This is a genomic window from Promicromonospora panici, assembly GCF_900608595.1.
GTDB lineage: Bacteria > Actinomycetota > Actinomycetes > Actinomycetales > Cellulomonadaceae > Promicromonospora > Promicromonospora panici.
This window is the reverse complement of sequence record NZ_UWYY01000010.1, coordinates 23,912-46,608: the sequence shown is the minus strand read 5'-3', so window position 1 is coordinate 46,608 and position 22,697 is coordinate 23,912. Positions and strand designations below refer to the sequence as shown.

The 22,697-nt window shown below is 71.2% G+C and carries 15 protein-coding genes; 8 read left to right on the top strand and 7 right to left on the bottom strand.

The genetic code is table 11. The annotated features are described in order from the left end of the window. Window positions 1–4: 4 nt before the first annotated feature. Window positions 5–739: a GntR family transcriptional regulator gene (locus EW117_RS12920; protein WP_129787130.1), complete on the bottom strand. Its 735-nt coding sequence runs from the start codon at window positions 737–739 to the stop codon at window positions 5–7. Beyond that, window positions 736–2,283, bottom strand: coding sequence for a fumarylacetoacetate hydrolase family protein (locus EW117_RS12915; protein WP_129787129.1), 1,548 nt, complete (start codon window positions 2,281–2,283; stop codon window positions 736–738). Before EW117_RS12915 ends, EW117_RS12920 begins: the two co-directional genes overlap by 4 nt. Window positions 2,284–2,459: 176 nt before the next feature. Here EW117_RS12915 and EW117_RS12910 point away from each other — a divergent pair, with 176 nt between their 5' ends. From EW117_RS12910 to EW117_RS12885, 6 genes are all read left to right on the top strand, one after another. After that, a complete protein-coding gene (locus EW117_RS12910) occupies window positions 2,460–3,839 on the top strand; it encodes an MFS transporter (protein ID WP_129787128.1) in 1,380 nt (459 codons plus the stop codon). Between the two features lie 46 nt (window positions 3,840–3,885). Next, window positions 3,886–5,832: an FAD-binding monooxygenase gene (locus EW117_RS12905; protein WP_129787127.1), complete on the top strand. Its 1,947-nt coding sequence runs from the start codon at window positions 3,886–3,888 to the stop codon at window positions 5,830–5,832. After that, window positions 5,829–7,292 carry an NAD-dependent succinate-semialdehyde dehydrogenase gene (locus EW117_RS12900; RefSeq protein ID WP_129787126.1) on the top strand — a complete coding sequence of 488 codons (1,464 nt, stop codon included), beginning with the start codon at window positions 5,829–5,831 and terminating at the stop codon, window positions 7,290–7,292. The genes EW117_RS12905 and EW117_RS12900 overlap by 4 nt, the downstream gene beginning before the upstream one ends. A 102-nt stretch (window positions 7,293–7,394) precedes the next feature. Next, window positions 7,395–8,327, top strand: a complete 933-nt coding sequence (locus EW117_RS12895) for an AraC-like ligand-binding domain-containing protein (RefSeq protein WP_129787125.1) — start codon at window positions 7,395–7,397, stop codon at window positions 8,325–8,327. Window positions 8,328–8,427: 100 nt separating this feature from the next. Next, window positions 8,428–10,482, top strand: coding sequence for a primary-amine oxidase (locus EW117_RS12890; protein ID WP_207211856.1), 2,055 nt, complete (start codon window positions 8,428–8,430; stop codon window positions 10,480–10,482). A gap of 80 nt (window positions 10,483–10,562) precedes the next feature. Next, a complete protein-coding gene (locus EW117_RS12885) occupies window positions 10,563–11,330 on the top strand; it encodes a MoaF C-terminal domain-containing protein (protein ID WP_129787124.1) in 768 nt (255 codons plus the stop codon). A gap of 113 nt (window positions 11,331–11,443) precedes the next feature. Here the strand turns inward: EW117_RS12885 and EW117_RS12880 are convergent, their stop codons facing one another. The 3 genes from EW117_RS12880 to EW117_RS12870 form a co-directional block, all read right to left on the bottom strand. Beyond that, a complete protein-coding gene (locus tag EW117_RS12880; RefSeq protein WP_129787123.1) occupies window positions 11,444–13,297 on the bottom strand; it encodes an amidohydrolase in 1,854 nt (617 codons plus the stop codon). Window positions 13,298–13,525: 228 nt separating this feature from the next. After that, on the bottom strand, window positions 13,526–14,338 hold the full coding sequence (locus EW117_RS12875) for an SDR family NAD(P)-dependent oxidoreductase (RefSeq protein WP_129787122.1): 813 nt from the start codon (window positions 14,336–14,338) through the stop codon (window positions 13,526–13,528). Between the two features lie 39 nt (window positions 14,339–14,377). After that, window positions 14,378–15,199, bottom strand: coding sequence for an SDR family NAD(P)-dependent oxidoreductase (locus EW117_RS12870; protein WP_242504268.1), 822 nt, complete (start codon window positions 15,197–15,199; stop codon window positions 14,378–14,380). A 151-nt stretch (window positions 15,200–15,350) separates the two neighbouring features. On the opposite strand from EW117_RS12870, the gene EW117_RS12865 reads away from it, so the two are divergent. Continuing rightward, window positions 15,351–16,838, top strand: a complete 1,488-nt coding sequence (locus EW117_RS12865; RefSeq protein WP_129787121.1) for an APC family permease — start codon at window positions 15,351–15,353, stop codon at window positions 16,836–16,838. Between the two features lie 138 nt (window positions 16,839–16,976). On the opposite strand, the gene EW117_RS12860 is transcribed toward EW117_RS12865, so the two are convergent. Then, window positions 16,977–17,786 carry a GH12 family glycosyl hydrolase domain-containing protein gene (locus tag EW117_RS12860; RefSeq protein WP_129787120.1) on the bottom strand — a complete coding sequence of 270 codons (810 nt, stop codon included), beginning with the start codon at window positions 17,784–17,786 and terminating at the stop codon, window positions 16,977–16,979. Between the two features lie 251 nt (window positions 17,787–18,037). Between EW117_RS12860 and EW117_RS12855 the strand changes: the two genes are divergently transcribed. Then, complete coding sequence (locus tag EW117_RS12855) at window positions 18,038–20,884, top strand: immune inhibitor A domain-containing protein (protein WP_129787119.1); 2,847 nt, start codon at window positions 18,038–18,040, stop codon at window positions 20,882–20,884. Window positions 20,885–20,992: 108 nt separating this feature from the next. Here EW117_RS12855 and EW117_RS12850 read toward each other — a convergent pair whose 3' ends face one another. Beyond that, window positions 20,993–22,414, bottom strand: a complete 1,422-nt coding sequence (locus tag EW117_RS12850; protein ID WP_422890800.1) for an aldehyde dehydrogenase family protein — start codon at window positions 22,412–22,414, stop codon at window positions 20,993–20,995. Window positions 22,415–22,697: the final 283 nt, after the last annotated feature.

The following is a 22,697-nucleotide window of genomic DNA, read 5'->3' as shown; positions in this document are numbered from 1 at the left end:
TCGGTCACAGTGTCTCCGTAGGTCGGGTCGGACGGGACCCCGCGGCAGTCGCGGCGCGGGTGTCCAGGAAGGCCTGCATGGTCGCCCACCGGTGGTCGCGCGCGGCGATCTCGATCTCGAGCGGGTCGGCACGGCGGGCGATCAGGTCGAGGATGTGGGCGTGCTCGGCCACGGAGTCGTGGGCCCGGCCGGGCACGAACGCGAACGTGGAGTCGCGCAGCCCGGACAGCTGGGACCAGCCGCGGTGGACCATGTCGAGCAGCAGCTTGTTGGGGCACGACTCGAACAGCACCGAGTGGAACTGCCGGTTCAGCGCGGTGAACGCGTGCGCGTCGAAGTGGTCGAGCAGCGAGCGCAGGTGCTCGTTCACCTCGGTCGCCCGCCGGAGGTCCGCCGCTGAGATGGCGGGCGCGGACAGGCCGGTCGCCGCCCCCTCGACGACGCCCAGCGCCTGCATGGCGTCGACGTAGCCGCGCTCGTCGATCATCGCCACCCGCGCACCGACGTTGCGCTCGTAGGTCACCAGGCCCTCGGCCTCGAGCCGCCGGATCGCCTCACGCACGGGCACCACGCTCATCGCGAGCTCGTCGGCGATGTTCTGCAGCACGAGACGGTAGCCCGGGCTCAGCTCGTGGCGCGCTATCCGGTCACGCAGGTAGTCGTACGCGAGCTGGGACTTGCTCAGCGCGCCGGCGAACGCGGTCTCAACGGCCGACGTCGTCACGTCCTCGGCCGTCATCGCGACTCCCCGTGTGCCTGGCCGGTCCGCGCCTGGGACTTCCACGTCTCGTACCGGGCCCGCCACTCGGCGTTCGGCGGGAACAGCCCGTCGACGGGCTGGCCGGCGGCCACCTGTTGCGCCACCCAGGCGTCCTGCTCCTCCTGGGCGAGGGTCGCGTCGGCGACCTCTTCGGCCAGGTGCGGCGGGACGACGACCACGCCGTCCCCGTCCCCCACGACGACGTCGCCGGGCAGCACCGTCGCGCCGCCGCAGGCGACCGCGACGTCGGTGTCCCACGGCACGTGCCGGCGGCCGAGCACCGCGGGGTGTGGCCCACCCGAGAAGACCGGCAGGCCGGTCGCGGCCACGGCGTCGAAGTCGCGCACGCCGCCGTCGGTGACGACGCCCGCGGCCCCGCGGACCTTGGCGCGCAGCGCGAGGACGTCGCCCAGGGTGGCCGAGCCCGTCTCGCCCCGCGCCTCGATGACTATCACCTCGCCGGCGCCGACGGCGTCGAACGTGCGCTTCTGCGCGTTGTAGCCGCCACCGTGCGCGGCGAACAGGTCCTCGCGGTTCGGCACGAAGCGCAGTGTCCGCGCCCGCCCCACGAGCGTCGCACCCGGCGTGTTCGGCCGCACGCCCTCGATGATCACGTTGTTCAGGCCACGCTTGCGCAGCTGCGCCGAGAGCCCCGCGACGGGTGCGCGGCGCAGCTTGCCGGCGAGCTCCTCGGTGAGCTCGAACGGTTCGGGCCGGGACTTCTCGGGCGCCAGGCCCGCGGCCTCGCGGCTCCCCCACGCCTCGGCACGCTGCGTGTCGTCGATCCGCGGCCCCGCGCCGACGTCGCCGAAGGGCGCCTCGCCCTGCACCACGGTGGTCACCAGGCGGCCCGACGTCGGCGCGCCGGGCGCCGTCGGGGCGTCGACCTCGACCTCGACGACGTCGCCGGGCACCACCACGCTCGACCCGGCGGGCGTGCCCGTCAGGATGACGTCGCCCCGCTCCAGCGTGAGGTGCTGGGAAAGGTCGGCCACGATCTGCGCGAACGGGAACAGCAGCGCGTCGTCGCCGGTGGTGTCCTCCTGCGCGAGCTCACCATTGACCCAGGTGCGCACCCGCAGCCCGGCCGGGTCGACCACGCGGGCGTCCAGCAGCACGGGGCCGATCGGCGTGTAGCCGTCGCGGCCCTTGGAGCGCACGTTCGAGCCCTTGTCAGCCCACCTCAGGTCATAGACGCCCAGGTCGTTCGCGGCCGTCACGGCAGCGACGTGCGCCCATGCCTTCTCGACGGGGACGTGCCGAGCCGGCTCGCCGATGACGAGCGCCACCTCGCCCTCGAACGCGAGCAGCTCCGTGCCGGCCGGCCGCTCGACCACGCCGCCCGTCGCGGCCAGCGAGCTGGCCGGCTTGAGGAAGTACGACGGCGCCTCGGGCCGCCGTCCGCGCTGTGCGGCGCGCGAGGCGTACGCGATGTGGACGGCGACGATCTTGCCCGGCCGCTCCGCGAGCGGCCCGCCCGCCGGTGGCGCCCCCGTCACGGAGGCCTGCGCTTCGGTACCCATGAGCTCCCTTGCCCGTCATCTGCCGGTCATTCGGCCGCCGGTCTTCCACGACCCCTGGCGCTTCGTATCACAGATCGTATATGGTCGACGGGAACCCGGCAAGGCCGCCCTCCGGCCGAGCCCTCTACGACGGGCCCGCCGACGACGGCGGGCCCGGATGACAAAGGAGTCATGCGATGTCACGCCTAGCCCCGGACGGACCCACCGCGGCCCGCTCCCCCTCGGCCCGCGAGCGCCGTCGTGTCGTCCTGGCGACCGTCGTCGGCACGACCGTCGAGTGGTACGACTTCTTCATCTACGCCTCGGCGGCCGGACTCGTCTTCGGCCAGCTGTTCTTCGAGCCGGCGGGGTCGAGCCTCGGCACCCTGCTGGCCTTCGGGTCGGTGGGCGTGAGCTTCCTGTTCCGCCCGCTCGGGGCGTTCATCGCCGGGCATCTCGGTGACAAGTACGGGCGGCGGCTGGTGCTCGTGGTCACCCTGGTGCTCATGGGCGTGGCGACCGCGCTCATCGGCCTCCTGCCGACGTACGCGCAGATCGGCGTCACGGCTCCCGTCCTGCTGGTGCTGCTCCGGATCCTCCAGGGCATCTCGGCGGGCGGCGAGTGGGGCGGGGCGGTGCTCATGTCGTGCGAGCACGCGCCGGTCAAGCGGCGCGGCCTGTTCGGCGCCTCGCCGCAGATCGGCGTCCCGCTCGGCCTGCTGCTCGCGTCGGCCGTGCTGGGGATCATGACCGCCGTCGCCCCGGGCGACGCCTTCCTCGCCTGGGGCTGGCGCGTCCCGTTCCTGCTGAGCGTCGTGCTGATCGGGATCGGGTACTGGGTGCGGCGCAGCGTCGAGGAGAGCCCGGTGTTCGTCGAGATCGCGCAGCGCGCGGAGACGACCCGGCAGCCGCTGCTGCGCCTCTTCCGCAGGCACACACCGCTGGTGATCGTGGCCGCGCTGGTCTTCGCGGGTAACAACGCCGTCGGCTACATGACCACCGGCGGATACATCCAGCGTTACGCGTCCGATCCGGAGGGGCCCGTCGGGATGGGCCAGGGGCCGGTCCTGTGGGCCGTGACGATCTCCGCCGTCGTCTGGCTCGTGGCGACGTGGCTGGGGGGCGCCGTGTCCGACCGTCTCGGGCGCCGCACCACCTACGTCATCGGCTTCACGCTGCAGCTCGCCGGAGTACTGGCTCTGTTCCCCTTGGTCAACAGCGCAACGTTCGGCTCGCTGGTGCTCGCCCTGGCCTTTCTCTCGGTCGGTCTCGGCGTCACCTACGGCCCGCAGGCGGCGCTCTACGCCGAGCTGTTCCCGGCGTCGATCCGGTTCTCCGGCGTCTCGATCTCGTACGCGATCGGGTCGATCCTGGGCGGGGCGTTCGCCCCCACCATCGCGACGGCGCTGGTGCAGTCGACGGGCACGACGACGTCGGTGACGCTGTATCTCGCCGGCATGACGGTGATCGGGCTCGCCGCGACGCTGCTCCTGCGGGACCGCACGGGTATCCCGCTCGGCCCGGACCACGAGGAGCAGCAGGCCGCCAGCCCGATCTACGGCCTCGCCCGGGCCTGAAGCGGCCACGCCCCACGAGCAGGCCCACGAACAGAACGGAAGAACGATGCAGTTCCACCATCACGGCTACGTATCCGGCAACCCGCGGGTGCAGCCCGCGGCGGGCTACGGTCTCGAGCGGCCCGCCGAGCTGCCGGACGAGGTCGACGTGCTCATCGTCGGCAGCGGCCCGGCGGGCATGATCGCCGCCGCCCAGCTCGCGCAGTTCCCCGGCATCCGTACGCACATCGTCGAGCGGCGGGCCGGGCGCCTCGAGATGGGCCAGGCCGACGGCATCCAGGCGCGCAGCGTCGAGACGTTCCAGGCGTTCGGGTTCGCCGAGCGGATCACCGCCGAGGCCTACCGGATCACCGAGATGGCGTTCTGGAAGCCCGACCCGGAGCGGCCGACCCACATCGTCCGTGGCGCCGTCCCGCCGGACGACGCCACGGGGATCAGCGAGTTCCCGCACCTGATCGTCAACCAGGCGCGGGTGCTCGACTACTTCGCCGAGGTGGCGGCCCGGGCGCCTGCGCGGGTGACCCCGGACTACGGCCTGGAGGTCGTGGGACTCACGGTGGCGGACGCGGCAGAGGCGGCGGACGGCCCGGACGAGGGCCGCGCGCACCCGGTCACCGTGACGCTCCGGCACACCGCCGGGCCGCGCGAGGGCACGCAGCGCACGGTGCGCGCCCGCTACGTCATCGGCTCGGACGGGGCGCACAGCGCCGTCCGGGAGGCGATCGGGCGCAAACCGGTGGGCGACAAGGCCAACCACGCCTGGGGCGTGATGGACGTGCTGGCCGTGTCCGACTTCCCGGACGTGCGCACCAAGTGCGCCATCCAGTCGCACGACGGCGGGTCCATCCTCCTCATCCCGCGCGAGGGCGGCTACCTGGCCCGCTGGTACGTCGACCTCGGCGAGGTGCCGCCGGGCGAGGGCGCCCGGATCCGCGCGACGAGCCTCGACGAGGTCATCGCCCGGGCGAACCGGATCCTGCACCCGTACACGCTGGACGTGAAGGACGTGCCGTGGCACAGCGTCTACGAGGTCGGCCACCGCGTCACCGACGGGTTCGACGACGTACCCGCCGAGCTCACCGGCGTCCGCACGCCGCGGGTGTTCCTCACCGGCGACGCCTGCCACACGCACAGCGCGAAGGCCGGACAGGGCATGAACGTGTCGATGCAGGACGGCTGGAACATCGCCTGGAAGCTGGCGCACGTGCTGACGGGCCGGGCGCCGGAGGCCCTGCTGGCCACCTACTCGGCGGAACGGCAGGTCGTCGCGCAGAACCTCATCGACTTCGACCGCGAGTGGTCGCGCCTCATGGCCACGCCCCCCGAGGACCTGCCCGACCCGACGTACCTGGAGGATTTCTACGTCAAGACCCAGGAGTTCCCGTGCGGGTTCATGACCCAGTACCAACCGTCCATGATCGTGGCCGAGCCGGTCCATCAGGAGCTCGCCACGGGCTTCCCGGTCGGCAAGCGGTTCAAGTCCGCCCCCGTCGAGCGCGTGGCCGAGGGCAATCCCGCCCACCTGGGCCACCACGCCCGCGCCGACGGGCGGTGGCGGATCTACGCGTTCGCCGACGCCGCCGCCCCGGGCGAGCCCTCGGCCCTGCGGGACTGGGCCGAGTGGCTGGGCAGCGCGCCCGACTCACCGCTGCTGCGGTCTACCCCGGCCGGGACCGACCCGGACTCCGTGCTCGACGTCAAGGTCGTCTACCAGCAGGACCACTTCGGTGTGGAGTTCGCCGACGTGCCCGAGGTCTTCAAGCCCCGGGTGGGCCCGTTCGGGCTGATCGACTACGAGAAGGTGTACGCCACCGACCCGGCCCAGGACATCTTCGAGCGGCGCGGTATCAGCCGCGGCGGTGCCGTCGTCGTCGTGCGGCCCGACCAGTACGTGGCCGCCGTCCTGCCGCTGAGCGCGCGGGACGAGCTCAGCTCCTTCTTCGCCGGGGCACTGCTCCCGCAGCACACCACGACTACCCAGGAGAACGCATGACCAGCACCCGCGAGGCCGACCTGCTCGCCACCGTCCCCGACGGCCTGCTCATCGGCGGCCGGTGGCGGCCCGCCGCCGCGAGCGCCACCCTCACGGTCGAGGACCCGTCGACGGGCGAGACCATCCGGACCATCGCCGACGCCGACGCGGACGACGGCATGGCCGCGCTCGACGCCGCGGCCGCCGCGGCGGCCGACTGGGCGGCCACGCCCGCCCGGACCCGCGGCGAGATCCTGCGCCGCGCGTTCGACCTCCTGCAGGACCGCAAGGAGGACTTCGCCCTCCTGATGACGCTCGAGATGGGCAAGCCGCTCGCGGAGGCGCGCGGCGAGGTGGCGTACGGCGGCGAGTTCCTGCGCTGGTTCTCCGAGGAGGCCGTGCGGGTGACCGGCCGCTACGGGCCCAACCCCGAGGGCACCGGGCGCATGATCGTCAGCCAGCACCCCGTGGGACCCTGCTACCTCATCACCCCGTGGAACTTCCCCCTGGCCATGGCCACGCGCAAGATCGCTCCCGCCCTCGCGGCAGGCTGCACGGTGGTCATCAAGCCCGCAGCACTGACGCCGCTGACCACCCTGTACCTCGCGAAGCTGCTGCAGGACGCCGGCCTGCCCGACGGCGTGGTCAACGTGATCACGACGTCCAGCTCGGGCGCCGTCTCGGGCCCGATCATCGCCGACCCGCGGCTGCGCAAGCTGTCCTTCACGGGGTCGACGCCGGTGGGCCGCAAGCTCCTGGTCCAGGCGGCGGACGGCGTCCTGCGCACCTCGATGGAGCTGGGCGGCAACGCGCCCTTCGTGGTCTTCGAGGACGCCGACCTGGACCAGGCGATCACCGGCGCCCTCGCCGCGAAGTTCCGCAACATCGGGCAGGCGTGCACGGCGGCGAACCGCTTCATCGTGCACTCCTCGGTCGCCGACGAGTTCGCCCGCCGGGTCACCGCCGCGGTGAACGACTTCGTGATCGGCCGCGGCACCGAGTCCGGCGCGACCATCGGCCCGCTCGTGGACGGCAACGCCGTCGCCAAGGCCGAGGCCCTGGTCAAGGACGCCGTGGCCCGCGGCGCCGAGCTCACCACCGGCGGCTCCCGCGTCGACCGGCCGGGCACCTTCTTCGAGCCGACGGTGCTCACCGGCGTCGCGCCCGGCAGCGACATCCTGCGCGAGGAGATCTTCGGCCCGGTGCTCGCGATCACCACGTTCGACACCGAGGACGAGGCGGTGGCGCTGGCCAACAGCACCGAGTACGGGCTCGTGTCGTACGTCTACACCGAGAGCCTGTCCCGCGGCCAGCGCATGATCGAGCGGCTGGAGACCGGGATGATGGGCCTCAACGTCGGCGTCGTGTCCAACGCCGCGGCGCCGTTCGGCGGCTGGAAGATGTCCGGCCTCGGCCGCGAGGGCGGCACCGAGGGCATCCACGAGTACCTCCAGACCAAGTACACGCTCACCCCGGCCTGACGGCGGCCGGCAGTTCGTCATCCTTGAAAGGCGCCGGCCGGGAGACTACCGTCAACTGCGCGGACGCCGACAACGAAGTCGCTCCAGAGAGGGGAGACGCCGATGACCGGCAGGCTCGCCACCCACGTCACGCCGAGCTTCGAGGCCTACCGGGCCGTGGTCGGGGACGTCTTCCTGCCGCTGCACCTGTCGAGCGGCGCGCCGGACTCCTTCCGGGGGGTCGTGCGGGCAGTGACGGTCGATGACGTGCACGTCAGCGACCTCCACGGCGGCCAGCACGTCGTCGAGCGGACGTCGCAGCACGCGGCGCGCGACAACCTCGCCTCGTTCAAGGTGAGCCTCATGCTGACCGGTACCGGCCTGCTCGTCCAGGACGGCCGGGAAACGGTGCTGCGCCCCGGTGACCTCGCCGTGTACGACACGCAGCGGCCGTACACGCTCGAGTTCGACCGCGACTTCCGCTCGCTCGTGGTGATGTTCCCCCACAACCGCATCGAGCTGCCCGCCGGCCTGGTCGGGCAGCTCACCGCCGTCCGGCTCGGCGGGAGTACCGGCGTGGGGGCGATCGTCGCCCCGTTCCTCACCCACCTGTGCGACCACATCGAACAGCTCGAGCAGGCACCCGGGCTCCGGCTGGCCCACAGCACGCTGGACCTCGTCTCGACGCTGTTCGCCGCCGAGCTCGGGCGCTCGCCGTCCCGCGACCCCCACGAAGAGCTCCTCGACCGCATCCGGACGTACATCGAGCAGCGGCTCGGGTCCGCCGATCTCACGCCGACGTCGATCGCCGCGGCGCACTTCATCTCGACCCGGCACCTGCACGCGCTGTTCCACGAGACGGGGACGACCGTCGCCGCGTGGGTCCGGCAGCGCCGGCTCGAACACTGCCGGCGCGATCTCGTCGCTCCCCAGCTCGCCGACGCCCCCGTCTCCGCGATCGCGGCCCGCTGGGGATTCGTCGACGCCGCGCACTTCAGCCGGGCGTTCAAGACGGAGTTCGGCGTGCCCCCGCGGGAGTACCGGACCGCGCGCTGACGCTGTTCTCCCTGCGTCAACCCTCGAGCGCCCATCGTCATGACCGGCGGTCTGCGGGGTCCCGATACTGGGCGGACCGCCCGCTCGACCGAGGACCTCGATGACGCACCTCCCCGACATCACGCACACGCACGGCTCACGCGTGACGATGCCGTCGCGCGTCGTCCACCCGCTCGACCCCCTCACGGACGGCGAGATCGCCACGGCGCGCGACGTGCTCGTCGCCGAAGGGCTGCTCGGCGCGGACACGCGCGTCCCGCAGCTGCTCCCGGTCGAGCCGGCCAAGGAGGAGGTCACGGCGTGGCGTCCCGGCGCGCCGATCGACCGACGCGTCGTGGTCACGCTTCTGGACCGCGGCACCGGCCGGGCGAGCGAGGCGGTGGTGTCGGTGACACACCGGCGTGTCGAGGCGCACACGGTCCTCGAGAACGACCGCCCGCCCTACGGGCAGCCGCAGTACCTGTTCGAGGAGTACGACGCGGCGGCGGAGATCGCGCGGGCCACACCCGAGTGGCAGGAGGCGATGCGCCGGCGTGGCCTCGAGGAGTACATCGAGGACGCGTTCTGCGCACCGCTCGCGCCCGGGTTCTTCGGGCGCGCGGACGAGGTGGGACGCCGGGTGATCCGGTCGCTGACGTTCCTGCGCACCCATCCCGACGACAGCCCGTGGGCGCACCCGGTCGAGGGCCTCGTCGTGCACATCGACCTCACGGAGGGCCGCGCGATCCGGGTCGAGGACGACGGCGACACGCCCGTGCCGATGGCGTCGGGCGACTACTCGCTCGCGGCGCACGGACCCGCGCGCGAGACCCTCAAACCCATCGAGATCACCCAGCCGGAAGGGCCGAGCTTCTCCGTCGAGGGTTCCGAGGTGCGCTGGGAGAACTGGCGCTTCCGGGTCGGGTTCAACGCCCGCGAAGGGCTGGTGCTCAACACCGTGACGTTCCGCGACGGTACCGGCGAGGAGGCCGAGCAGCGCTCGGTGCTCCATCGCGGGAGCGTCCCCGAGATGGTGGTGCCCTACGGCGACACGTCGAGCACCCGGCACTGGATCAGCTACTTCGACGCAGGCGAGTATCTGCTGGGCAAGAACGCCAACTCGCTCGCGCTCGGCTGTGACTGCCTCGGCGTCATCCACTACTTCGACGGGTTCGTCGCCGACGACCGCGGCAACCCGGTGCGGATCCCGCAGGTCGTGTGCCTGCACGAGGAGGACCACGGCATCCTCTGGAAGCACACCGACCTGGCCGGCAATCCGGAGGTCCGGCGTGGCCGGCGCCTCGTCATCAGCTACTTCGCGACCATCGGCAACTACGACTACGGGTTCTTCTGGTACTTCTACCTCGACGGCACGATCCAGGTCGAGGCCAAGGCGACCGGCATCGTGTTCGCCGGCGCGGGGGTTCCCGGCAGTGCGAACCCGCACGCCCCGGAGATCGCGCCGGGCATCTTCGCGCCCGTCCACCAGCACCTGTTCTGCGCGCGCCTAGACCTCGCCGTCGACGGCGAGGACAACACCCTGCACGAGGTGGACGTCGTCGGGATCCCCACGGGGGAGGACAACCCGTACGGCAACGCGTTCACGTGGCGCAGCCGGCAGCTCGCCCGGGAGTCGGAGGCGGCCCGCCTGGCCGACCCGGCGTCCGGGCGGGTGTGGGAGGTCGCCAGCGCGCACCGCCGCAACCACGTCGGCCGGCCGACCGCGTACCACCTGGTGCCGCAGGGCGGCCCGGTGCTGATGGCCCAGCCGGAGGCCACGGTGCACGACCGGGCGACGTTCGCGACCAAGCACCTGTGGGCCACCGTGTTCGACGCCGACGAGCGGTTCCCCGCCGGCCCGTACCCGAACGCGCACGCCGGGGGCGCGGGGCTGCCCGCCTGGACGAGCGCGGACCGCGACCTCGACGGGACGGACCTCGTGCTGTGGCACGTCTTCGGTCCCACCCACGTCCCGCGGCCCGAGGACTGGCCGGTCATGCCCGTCGACTACTCCGGCTTCGTCCTCAAGCCGTACGGCTTCCTGGACCGCAACCCGGCGTTGGACCTGCCCGACGGCGCGCCCGGCCACTGCTCCCCCGCGACGACGCCCGCGACCGCGGCGACGTCTGACAACGGATGCTGCGGCGGCGGGGACAACTGCCGCTGCCAGCACTGATCCAGCCCGGCACCAGCCCGGCACCAGCCCGGCACCAGCCCGGCACTGAACCATCCCTCCGAGAGCAAGGTGAGCACTCCATGTCCGAATCCTTCATCCCCGTCGGCGCCCTCGGTGACGGGTTCGCGCCCGACGCGAACACCCTCGAACCGGTCTCCGACCTCGACGGCGCGTCGTTCGAGCTCGACCTCGGGGAGCGCCTGACACTCACCCTCGCCGACGGCGTCGCCCGGTGGGGCGAGGACGCCGAGGCGCCGGTCCGCGTGACGTCGCTCCGCAGCGGCCTCTACCTCGTGGACGGCATCGCCGGCGCGACCTCGACGACCTTCGTGCTCGACGCCGACGCCGGGCTCGTGACCCTCGTCGAGGGCGAGCTCCCGACGGACGTGGTCCGCGCCGAGTCCGCCTACACGCGCGTCCAGCGGGGCGACGACCCGACCGGCGTCACGGCGCGGATCCGGCACGGTCGGGTCGCCGGGACGACGGCGCCGCCGCACGCCCCGACCACGGAGCTTGTCGGGTTCCGCAACCGGTACACGTACTCGCCGAACGAGGAGTACGAGCACATCTACCTCACGCCCGACCTCTACACGTGGCACTGCCTGCGCGGCGTCGAACAAGGGCTGGCGGATACCGACCGGTGCCACCACGTCGGTCTGCGGGACGGGCTCACGCTGTTCGTCTGGCGGGAGAAGATCGTGCCCACCCTCGGGCTCCTCCTGGTCGACCTGACGGCGATGCGGACCGACGGCAAGATCTTCGGCAACAACGGCTTCGACACCACGTCGACGGTGAACTTCCCGGTCGGCGCACGAGCCGAGATCCTGGACACCACAGGCGCGCCCTGAACCGCGCCACATCGTGGTTGTGGGCGTGATCGTTGCGCCTAAAACGGACGTGAAGTCGCAAGGATCGCGCCCACAACCAAGGTCACTCCCGCAGGTGCGGGGAGCCTCAGCGGTTACGTGTGACAGCAGCCGCGCGACATGTACCCGGCCAGGCCCACCGTCGCCCCGGTGGACGACGTGGCCGCCGCATCGGACGACGTCCCGGAGCTCGCGTCGTGCACGAGCTCGCCGCCGACGAACGTCATGCCGATCGGCAGGTCGACGATCTCCTCGGGCGTCGTCTCCACGAGGTTCCCGTCGAGGACCACGAGATCTGCCGCCATGCCCTCGGTGAGCTTGCCCTTCCAGCGCTCGGCGTGGTCCTGCCAGGCGCCCGCGGTCGTGTACGTCGCGACGGCTTCGTCCAGGCCGATGCGTTCGGCGGCGCCGAAGACCTCCCCGGTCGCCAGGCTCCGGCGCGTGAGCATCGCCGTGACCCCCTCACGGAAGTCCGGGAACCCGACCACCGGGGCGTCGGAGGCGCTGCCGACGTGGACCCCCAGGTCGAGCGCTGTGCGGTACGGCCACTGGTAGTCCGTACGCTCGCGGCCGATGACGTCGACGAGCTGGTGCGACAGCGAACGCTTGATCTGCGGGTTGAAGCTCAGCCCGAAGCCCGACGCCGCCATCCGGCGCAGGACGGTCTCGTGGGGAAGATCGCCGTGGATCACGTAGTGCCGCAGCCCGGTGTCACCGAGCTCCGCGACTGCTGCCTGGTAGGCATCGACCGCGGCCTCGATCGTCCGGTCCCCGGTCGCGTGGGTGCCCACCTGGAAGCCCATCTCGTGCGCCGTGCGCACCCACTCGCCGAGGACGGCGAGCTGCTCCTCCTGCGAGCCGCCGGGGAGTGTCAGGCCTCCGGTGCCGCCCCCGACGTAGGGCTCGGAGACCCATGCGGTGCGAGCCTGGGTCGGCACGCCGTCGGCGTAGATCTTCACCTGGCTGACGTTCAGCCAGGCCTTGTCCGTCCTGAGCCGGCGCGCTCTCGCCAGGGTCTCCCGCAGGTTCCCGGCCGCGGATGCCGCGAGCATGACCGTGAACCGCTGGCGGATCTCCCCTGAGCGAAGCATGTCGCGGTAGAGCGCGACCGAGCCCAGATCGGTACCGGGCTCGGTGCACGACGTGATCCCGTACCGGTGCATCAGGTCCACGGCCAACCGCAGGCCCTGCCGCTTCTCGTCCTCGGTGAAGTCGGGAAGCACCTCCCCGACGAGCCCTGCCGCCCCCTCCAGCAGGAGCCCGGTCGGCTCTCCCGCTCCGTCCTTGACGATCTCGCCGCCGGGTGGCGCGGCGGTGTCCCGGGTGATCCCCGCGAGCTCGAGCGCCTTCGAGTTCACCCACACGGCGTGGTGCGACCACTCCGTGAGGTGGACCGGGTGGTCGGGCGAGACCTCGTCGATGTCGTGGCGGGTCGGGTAGCGCCCCTCGGCCAGGTAGCCCTGGTCCCACCCGCGCCCGCGAACCCACTGACCGGGCTCCTTGGCGGCCACCGCTTCAGCGACGACGTCTCGGATGGCCGCGATCGAGTCGACGGCGTCCCTGCCGACGTCGAGCGTGAGGGGCGGCTGGCTCGTCCCGAAGCCCATCGCGTGCAGGTGGGCGTCGTTGACGCCGGGGATCACGGTGCGGCCGGCGAGGTCGACGACCTCCGTGCGTGCGTTGACCAGCCGGCGCAGGTCGCGCCCCCAGCCGACCGCCTGGACCACGCCGTTCCTGATGGCGATGGCCTCCGCCGGAGGCCTGGACGTCCCGTCCAGCGTCAGGATGCTCCCGTTGTAGAGGAGCAGGTCGGCCTTCCGGTACCCGCGCCCGGGGCCGTGCCCCGGGGCCGCAGCGGCGCTGTCGGCGCCCAGCACGCCCAGAGCGACGCCTGCTCCCGCACCCTGGAGGAACTGCCGGCGGGGAACGTTCTTCTGTCGTTCGGTCATCGGTCTTCTCCCGTGTCACGTCGGAGACCGCGGTGCCGTCGGCTCGCTCCGTCGCGAGGGGCACCACCGGTACGTGCACTGCGATCCTCGAAGCACGGCCCCCGTCGCGTCTTGCGTCTGGGCGCCGTCCGCTTGACGCTCTGCGCACCCGGCACGGTCCATGCACCCGGAACTGCCCGTGCGCCCGGCACTGCCCGTGCGGACCGCCGCATGGACCGCTGACCGTGACTACGCGCTCCCCTCCTGGAACGCGATGGTGGGGACGTCGACGACGTGCGCCCCGCCGTCGACGACGAGCACGGCGCCGGTGACGTACGACGACTCCCCCGACCCCAGGAACCGGACGACCGAAGCGATCTCGGCAGGCTCGGCGGGCCGCCCCAACGGCACGTCGCACGTCACCTTCGCGTATCCCTCTGCCCGCGACGCGAGCCCGGCCCGGTCCGCGAGCTCGTCCATCTCGGCGTCCGCCATCGGGGTCCGTACCCAGCCGGGGCAGACGGCGTTGACGCGCACACCCTGTGCCCCGTAGTCGCGAGCCAGGGTGCGGGTGAGCCCGACGAGGGCGTGCTTGCCGACGGTGTAGCCGGCGACACCCGGTCCCGCGAACAGACCCGCGAGCGACGAGACGATCACGATGCTCCCCCGGGCCTCGACGAGCGCGGGCAGGCACTCACGGGCCGTGGTGAACGCGGTCGTGAGGTTGGCGCGCAGCGCAGCCTCCCAGGCAACGTCGTCCGTGTCGAGCACCGACGAGTACCCGTGCCCGCCGGCATTGGCGACCAGCACGTCGATCCGGCCGAACCGCTCCAGCACCGTTCCCACGGCGGCCCGCGCCGACGCCGTGTCGGCCGCGTCGGCCACGACCGGGAGGGCGCCTGTCGCGTCCGCGACCTGCTGCAAGGGCTCGCGGCGGCGACCGAGCACGGCGACGTGCGCGCCCTCCGCGGCGAACCGCTCGGCGACCGCCGCGCCGATCCCCGTGCCGCCGCCGGTGACGACGACGACCTTCCCGTCGATGTCCGCTCCTGCGAATCCCATCCTTGCTCCCTCTGTCGTGTGCCGGCAGCCGCCGACGCCTCAGGCCGGGAAACCCGACCTCGCGCTGTACCCGAAGTCGCTGACGAGCCCGGTACCGCTGATCGCCCTGGCCCAGGGCGAGCACAGGAACGCGATGCTCGCCGCCACCTCGTCGGGGGTCTGCACCGGGTACGGCATGTCGTCGAACCCGCCGGCGAGGCCGAGCTCGATGCCGAGGTCCGCCCTGCTCATCGGGGTGTCGACGATCGACGGGCACACCGCCGTCACGCGGATCGGCGCCAGATCGACGGACGCGGCGCGCGCGAGCTGGAGTACCGCCGCCTTGGACGCGCAGTACGGAGCCATCCCGGGCGACACGACCAGGGCCGAGTCGCTGGCGACGAGCACGGCCACCGGGTGCGGTGACCGGCGCAGCAGGGGCGCTGTCGCACGCAGGAGCAGGAAGCTCCCGGTCACGTTGACGTCCATCACCTCGCGCCACTGCCGGGGCGTCACCTCGTCGAGAGGGGTGCCCACCGGGCCCGAGACCCCGGCACAGCCGACCACGACGTCCAGGCCGCCGAACCGGCGCTCGACCTCCGCGACGGTCCGGGCGAGAGCGGTCTCGTCGGTCACGTCCGCGGACGCCGCAACAACCCGGTCGGGCTCGAACCCGGCGGCGTCCGGCAGGTGCCGATCCACCAGCGCGAGCCGGCACCCCTCGGCGGCGAGCCGTACGGCGGCCGCACGGCCGATACCGCCGGCTGCCCCTGTGACCAGTGCGACGCGACCGTCCAGCCCGACGTCCATCTGCTCGTCCCCTCGTTCGTCGGCGGCGGTCGGCATGGTGCCGCCGCCGCACGACCATCCTGCGAGCAGCACCACCCGGTCGGTACCGCTCCGGCCGTGGTCTGCACGCGCGCAACAGCACTGTGCACTGTTCGGCAAGCACTGCTCCGGACGTGCCGCGCAGAATCCGACGCAGAGCAGTCGTTCGGCCACAGGCATTCCCATCACAGGCAAAGGAGCCGACGTGAGCACCGCCGCTCAGTCCCCCACAGAGTCCAGCGCAGAGTCCACCGCCCTCCGGCACAACGCCCTCGGCGTGGCCGGCATCGTGTTCCTGGTGCTCGCCGCAGTAGCGCCGCTGACCGGCATCGTCGTCGTGGCGTCGCTGGCGATCGCGCTCGGCAACGGCGGAGGAACGCCGGTGTCGTTCTTCCTCGTCGCCGTCGTTCTGCTGCTGTTCGCGATCGGCTATGCCCAGATGTCGAAGCAGCTCGTCAACACCGGCGGCTTCTACGCCTTCGTGGTCAGAGGACTCGGCCGCACCGGCGGCCTCGTCGCAGGATTCATCGCGACCCTCGGCTACAACTTCTTCGTCGTCGGCACGATCGGCACCAGCGGCTTCTTCATGCAGATGATCATCGCCGACCTCACCGGGTTCGACCTGCACTGGTACGTCTGGGGGCTGGCGTCGATCGTCGTCTGCTTCGTGCTGGCCCGCGCCGGCATCGACTTCAGCTCGAAGGTGCTCGGCGTAGCGCTGGTGCTCGAGGTGCTGATCCTCGTGGTGTTCGACATCTCGGTCCTCGTGCAGACCGGGTACGACGCCGGCGCGTTCAGCGCCGAGTCCGTGCTGTCCGGGTCGCTGCCGATCGGCCTGCTGCTCGCCGCGACCGGCTTCCTCGGGTTCGAGGCCACCTCGCTGTTCAGCGAGGAGGCTCGTGACCCCCTGCGGACCATCCCCCGCGCCACGTACACCGCGATCACGGCGATCGGCGTGATCCTCGGCGTCACGACGTGGGCCGTGGTGAGCGCGGCCGGCGTCGCACAGGCACAACAGACCGCGCTCGACCACCTGGAGTCCGGCGACCTGATCTTCGCCCTCGCCCAGACCTACCTCGGCGGAACCCTCACCGTGGTGATGATGGTCCTGCTGCTGGTGAGCCTCTTCGCGGCGATGCTCGCGTTCCACAACTCCGCGACGCGGTACCTCTACTCCCTCGGTCGTGCCAGGGTGCTGCCGCGAGCCCTCGCTCGGACGCGACCGGGCGGGGCGCCACAGGTCGCCGGACTCGTGCAGGCGGGGTTCTCCGCCGTCGTCGCCGGATTGTTCGTGGTCGCGGGCGCCGACCCGATCGGAACGCTCGTGCCCGCCATGCTGGGCTTCGGCACGCTCAGCGTGCTCGTCCTGCAGGGGCTGGCCGCGCTGTCGATCGTCGTGCACTTCCGCCGCAGCCACGACCGGCGCCTGTGGAGCACGCTCGTGGCGCCGGGCATCGGGTTCCTGGGGCTGCTCGCGATCGTCGTCATGGCCGTCGTGAACTTCGACATCGTCGCGGGCTCGGACGCCCTGGTCATCCGGCTCATGCCACTCCTGCTCGCGCTCGCCCTCGCCTGCGGGATCGGGTACGGCGCCTACCTGAGGAGGAACCGGCCGGAGACCTACCGCGCCCTGGACGACGACCTCGAACGGTTCAACGCGCACGCTCCCGCAGCACCGACCGCAGGGGCGTGAGCGACAGTCCCGAGGCGGGCCGGCAACACCGGGATCGAGTCGTTCAACGACCATCCTGAAGACGAGACGCAGCGAACGAGAAAGCAGTGGGCGGTCATCCACGATGACCGCCCACTGCCTCGCTCAGGACGAACAGGCTTACTGGACGTCGACCCAGTAGCTCTCGGTGTCCAGCCGCCCGCTGCCGATGAAGACCTCGGTACCCGCCTGGACGCTGGTGAGGTACTTGCTGTTGCTCAGCCACCCTCGGTTCACGAGGTTGTTGGTGAAGTCGCGCAGGTTGAAGTTCACCGAGGTGGTGTTCGACGTGCGGACGAACGAGAACACGTTCCATCCGACGCCGTTGCCCGCGTCGATCCAGCCGCGGTACAGGTCCCAGCTCCCGCCGCCGAGGTTGACCGTGGTCTGGTAGGTGCCGGCCGGCCCCGCCCCGCCCGACTTGTAGGGCCAGATCATGATCTCGTCGCTCGGGTTGTTCGACCCGCTGGGATTCGACTGGGTGTGCAGCCACAGGTCATAGGCGGCGTTCATCGTGCCCGACCCGGTCACGCTGTAGTTCCAGGTGGTCGGGACGCTGCGGTTGTCGCCGACCCGCACCGGGAGCTCCGTGCCGGGCCGCTGCCAGCCCCAGTGCCAGCCGAGGACGGCGCTGGAGTAGCTCTTCACCGAGTTGGACTGCCCGCTCCACTCCCAGCTGGTGCCCCAGCCGATGGTGTCGCCGGACTGCCAGTTGTCCCAGACGCACTGCCATCCGGAGCCGGATCCGCTGCCCCAGAGATTGTTGACCACGTAGTACTTGCCCATCGCGATGTTGCCGCCGCTGGCACAGGTGCTTGCGGCCTGGGCCGGCGCGGCCGTGACCACGGCCGGCACCAGGGCGATGCACACCGCGGCGACGGTGCCGGTGATCAGACGTCTGAGGGTTGCCGTGCGTCTTCCTCGAGGCATGCGGTTCCCTTTCGATGAAGGCTCGGTCGGGCCACGTCGCCCAGCGAGCCATTTGTCGGGTTAAATCTCGCAAAAACGATGATGACGTCAACATGGAGAAATGTCCATAGTCTGCGGGTGAAGTCGCCTAGCAACGGAGGAAAACGTCCATTTCGGCTTTCGCCATGGGTCGGGTTCCGGTAGGCATGAAGCCGCCGCCACATCCCGCGGCCTTCTGCCGTCAACGTTGACGACCTGACCTGGGAGAAAGAATGAGAACACCCACCCGACGTGCGCTACGGAGCACGGTGGCCGCGATTCCTGTCGTCGCGCTCACCGTCGCCGGACTCGCGGCGACCGGAGGAGCGACGACGGTGTCGGCCACCGGCAATGGTGCGTCTGCCATCAAGAGCTCCGAGCACTACATCAACTACGCCGACGTCGCCGCCCAGCCCGAGGTCGGCGACGACGTCGAGATCACGGCCGATGGCCGCAGCATCGTCCACAAGGCCGAGGGCGAGACCGGCGTCCGCGTCGACGCCTCGGTACAGGCCGCCTCGGACGAGCTCGCGAAGAAGTTCTCCAGCGGCAACCCGGCGGCCGCGGAACAGCTGGCCAAGCTTGAGCGTGAGGCCGTCCGCACGGGCAAGAGCCCACAGGCGATCAAGCAGGCTCGCTACAAGAGCGCGCCCCGCACCCAGGAGGCCAGGCTCCTGACGATCCTGGTCGAGTTCGACGAGAACGCGAACGACGACTTCACCGACCAGATGGTGCCGACCTTCTGGGGCTCGTCGGAGTGCATGCCGGGTAACGTCCAGAACGGCCCGCTGCACAACAACATCCCGAACCCCGCCGAGGCCTCGCAGCCCGACAACAACACGATGTGGGTCGAGGACTTCTCGCCGGAGCACTTCGACAAGATGCTCTTCACGGAGGAGGGCATCACCGAGCGTGTCCGACCCGACCTCACCGGGCCGGACGGCCGGCCGGGCATCGACATCTCCGGCTACACCATGAAGAACATGTACGAGGAGATGTCGCGCGGCGCGTACACCGTGAGCGGCTCGGCGACCCCCTGGGTGAAGGTGCCGCACTCCGAAGCCTGGTACGGCGCGCAGCGCTGCTTCCTCAACGACGAGGGAGAGTGGGAGGCCGGCGCCTTCCAGACCATGAACGGGCACCCGGACAACCCGGCCGGTCCCGGGCAGCTCCCGATCGACGCCGTGGCGAAGCTCGCCGAGATGCAGCCCGACTTCCCGTGGGCGGACTACGACATCGAGGACCAGGCCGACCGGGACGGTGACGGCAACGTCAACGAGCCGGACGGTGTGATCGACCACGTGGTCCTCGTCCACGCGGGTGAGGACAAGTCCGGTGGCGGCGGCGCGCAGGGCACGTACGCCATCTGGGCCCACTCCTCGACGGTCCCCGGTGGCGCGCCCATCCCGGGCACCGACCTGAGGCTCTCCAACTACATCGTCCAGCCGGAGGACTCCGGCGTCGGCGTGTTCGCCCACGAGTACGGCCACGACCTCGGCCTGCCCGACCTGTACGACACGGCCAGCGGCGGCGACTCCGACGTGGACTTCTGGGACCTGATGAGCTCCGGATCGCACTCCGGTCCCATCTTCCAGTCGATGCCCACGCACATGGGCATCTGGGACAAGTGGGTGCTCGGCTGGGTGGACCCGGTCGAGGTGGACCCGGGTGACGACGAGCTCGCGATCAAGGTGGGCCAGGCCTCCCGCCCCCTGAAGGGCACCCAGGACGGCGTCAAGATCAACCTGCCGGACAAGCACATCGAGCTCGGCGAGCCGCACAGCGGCGAGGCCATGTGGTACACCGGATCGGACCAGAGCTGGGCCGATGTCCGCCTGAGCCGCACCCTCGACGTCCCCGCGGCCGCCACGTTCTCGTTCTGGGCCGACTACTCGATCGAGGCCGACTGGGACTTCGGCTTCGTCGAGATCTCCACCGACGGTGGCGCCACCTGGGAGGAGCAGAAGGTCTTCGACGACGCCGGAGCCGAGGTCACCACCCCGGACGGGTATGCCGACCCGAACGGCCGCATGGCCGACTACGGCGGCAAGAAGTACGGCCTCACCGGCACCACCGAGGGCTGGGCTCACCTGAACGTGGACCTGTCTGCGTTCGCCGGGCAGACCGTCCAGCTGCGCCTGCGCTATGCCACCGACGAGGCGTTCGAGGACCGCGGCTGGTTCTCCGACGACTTCGAGCTCACCAGCGGTAGCGAGGTCGTGTGGAGCGACGACGTGGAGTCGGGCGAGGCGGGCTGGACCCCCGAGGTCTCGACCTTCACGGAGACCACGGGCAACGGCTGGCACATCTTCTCCGGCTCGTCCGTCCAGGAGCACTTCTACCTGGTCGAGTGGCGCAACCTGGACGGGTTCGACGAGGGTCTGCGGTACGCGTACGACTCGACGTACGCGGCTCCGCAGACCGACGCGTGGAAGGTGGAGAAGATCGCCTACAACGCGCCAGGCATGCTCGTCTGGTACCGGGACACGACCTACGGCGACCAGAACCATGTCCTGAACAACCTCTCCGACCTGCCGAGTACCGGGGCGAAGGGTGGCCTGCTGCTGGTGGACAGCCACTTCGACCCGCTGCGGCGCGACGACTCGGCCACGCCGGACACGTCGGCGCTGAAGAACCTTCCGTCCCGCCCGCAGTCCTCGAACGTGGCGTTCGGCCTCCGGCCGACGTACCCGTTCACCGAGTGCATCACGGGCGAGGACACCACCGTGGAGTTCTGCACGGACTTCGAGGCACAGGCGCCGGTGCGCACGTTCACCGACGACACCGGCTGGTACCCCGGGATCGAGCTCAACAACGGCGGCCTGTTCTACCGCGACAGCGACGCGTCGACCGTCGTGCCGTCCGTCGACAACTCGCCCTACACGGTGCGGATGGTCGACGAGCAGGGCGAGTACGTGCCGGAGCTGTTCGGCGAGGACTTCGGCATCGGTGCCATCACCGGCACCGGAAACCCGGCGGACGACGGCGTCGGGTACGGCACCGTGATCCACCTCAAGAAGGCGTTCAAGGGCAACCAGTCCGCCCTGATCCAGATCACGCCACCGCTCTCGGGGCAGTGATCCACACCGCCGGGCAGCTGCCCGGACGGCAGTAGTCGCAGTACAGAGGGCGGGACCACCAGCCAGGTGGTCCCGCCTTCTTCCATGTTCCGGTGGCGGCCCGTCGCCTTAGCCGTGGATGACCTGGGGGACTGCGACGGACTTGAGCCCTTCGACGCCGAACTCGAGGCCATAGCCGGAGCCCTTGATCCCGCCGAACGGCGCCATCGGGTGCAGGCCGCCATGGGAGTTGATCCACACCGTGCCCGCCTGGAGGCGGTCGGCGACAGCGCGCGCCCGGTCCCGGTCGCCCGACCACACCGAGGCGCCGAGACCGACGTCGAGCCGGTTCGCGCTCCCGATCGCGTCCTCGACGTCGTGGTACCCGATCACGGGCAGCACGGGCCCGAACTGCTCCTCGTCGACCAGCGGCACCCCGTCCGCGACGTCCGCGACGATCGTGGCCCGGTAGAACAGCTCACCCAGCTCCGGCGCCGGCCCGCCACCAGTCACGATGCGGGCGCCGCGCGCCCGGGCGTCGTCCACCAGGCGGGTCACGATCGCGAGCTGCTGCGGATTCTGCACCGGACCCAGCACGTTGCCCTCGTCCAGGCCCGGACCCATCGGCGTCTGCTCCGCGACGGCCGCGAGCTCGGCGACCACGTCCTCGTAGATCGAGTCGTGCACGTACAACCGCTTCAGCGCGGCACAGGTCTGGCCCGTGTTGACGAACGCACCCCAGAACAGGTCCTGCGCGATCACCGTCGGGTCCGCGTCCGGCAGCACGATCCCCGCGTCGTTGCCACCCAGCTCCAGCGTGAGGCGCGCAAGATTGCCGGCCGAGGCCTCGATGACCTTGCGCCCGGTCGCCGTGGACCCGGTGAACATGACCTTGCCGACGCCCGGGTGCGCGGCAAGGCGAGCCCCGACCTCACGGTCCCCCGACACGGCGGCCAGGACGCCGTCCGGCAGCACATCGTTCAGCACCGAGACCATCGCCAGCACGCTCAGCGGCGTGTACTCGCTCGGCTTGACCACCACGGTGTTGCCCATCCGCAGGGACGGCGCGATCTGCCAGACGCCGATCATCAACGGCCAGTTCCACGGCCCGATCGCCCCGACGACACCGACCGGCTTGTAGACCAGCTCCGCGTGCCCGGACTCGTCATCGACCAGCACCTCCGGGTCCAGCACCGTGCCGGCCGTGGCCCGCAGCCACGCCGCGCACGCACCCAGCTCGAACCGGGCGTTCGGGCCGTTCAGCGGCTTGCCCTGCTCCCGCGACAGGAGGCGCGCCAACGGCTCCGCGTGCGCCTCGACCGCGTCGGCGGCCGCGAGCAACAGCTCGCTGCGACGCTCGTGCCCGAGTGCCGCCCACCCGGGCTGGGCGGCCGAGGCGCGGTCCACCGCCGCGTCGAGGTCCGCCACCGTGTGCACCGGAGCGCGACCGATCACCTCGCGAGTGGCAGCATCGAGAATCTCGCGCCCGTCGGGCGCCTGGACGCGATCGAGCAGCGCGCCCTCGTCGAGCATCTGGACAGGTTCGGACATCAGTGTCTCCCTCAGCAGTCGTGCAGGGCCGCGCTCACCCGACCGCTGCTCCCGACATTGTTCGGCGGCAAGAGCGGTCGCGGCTTGTCGCTCAGCGCACCGTCGATGTCACAGCGGGAACATCATCGGGGGCTGTCATCGGGAGACGTCGCAGTCGTGGCGGAACCCGGAACGTGTCGCCCGCGCGGATATACTTCAGAGCGTCAAGGCGGACAGCATCAAGAACACCGCCTGCGCTCGAAAAAGGGGCGCGCGACGGGCCCGACCAGGGCCCGCACGGGAC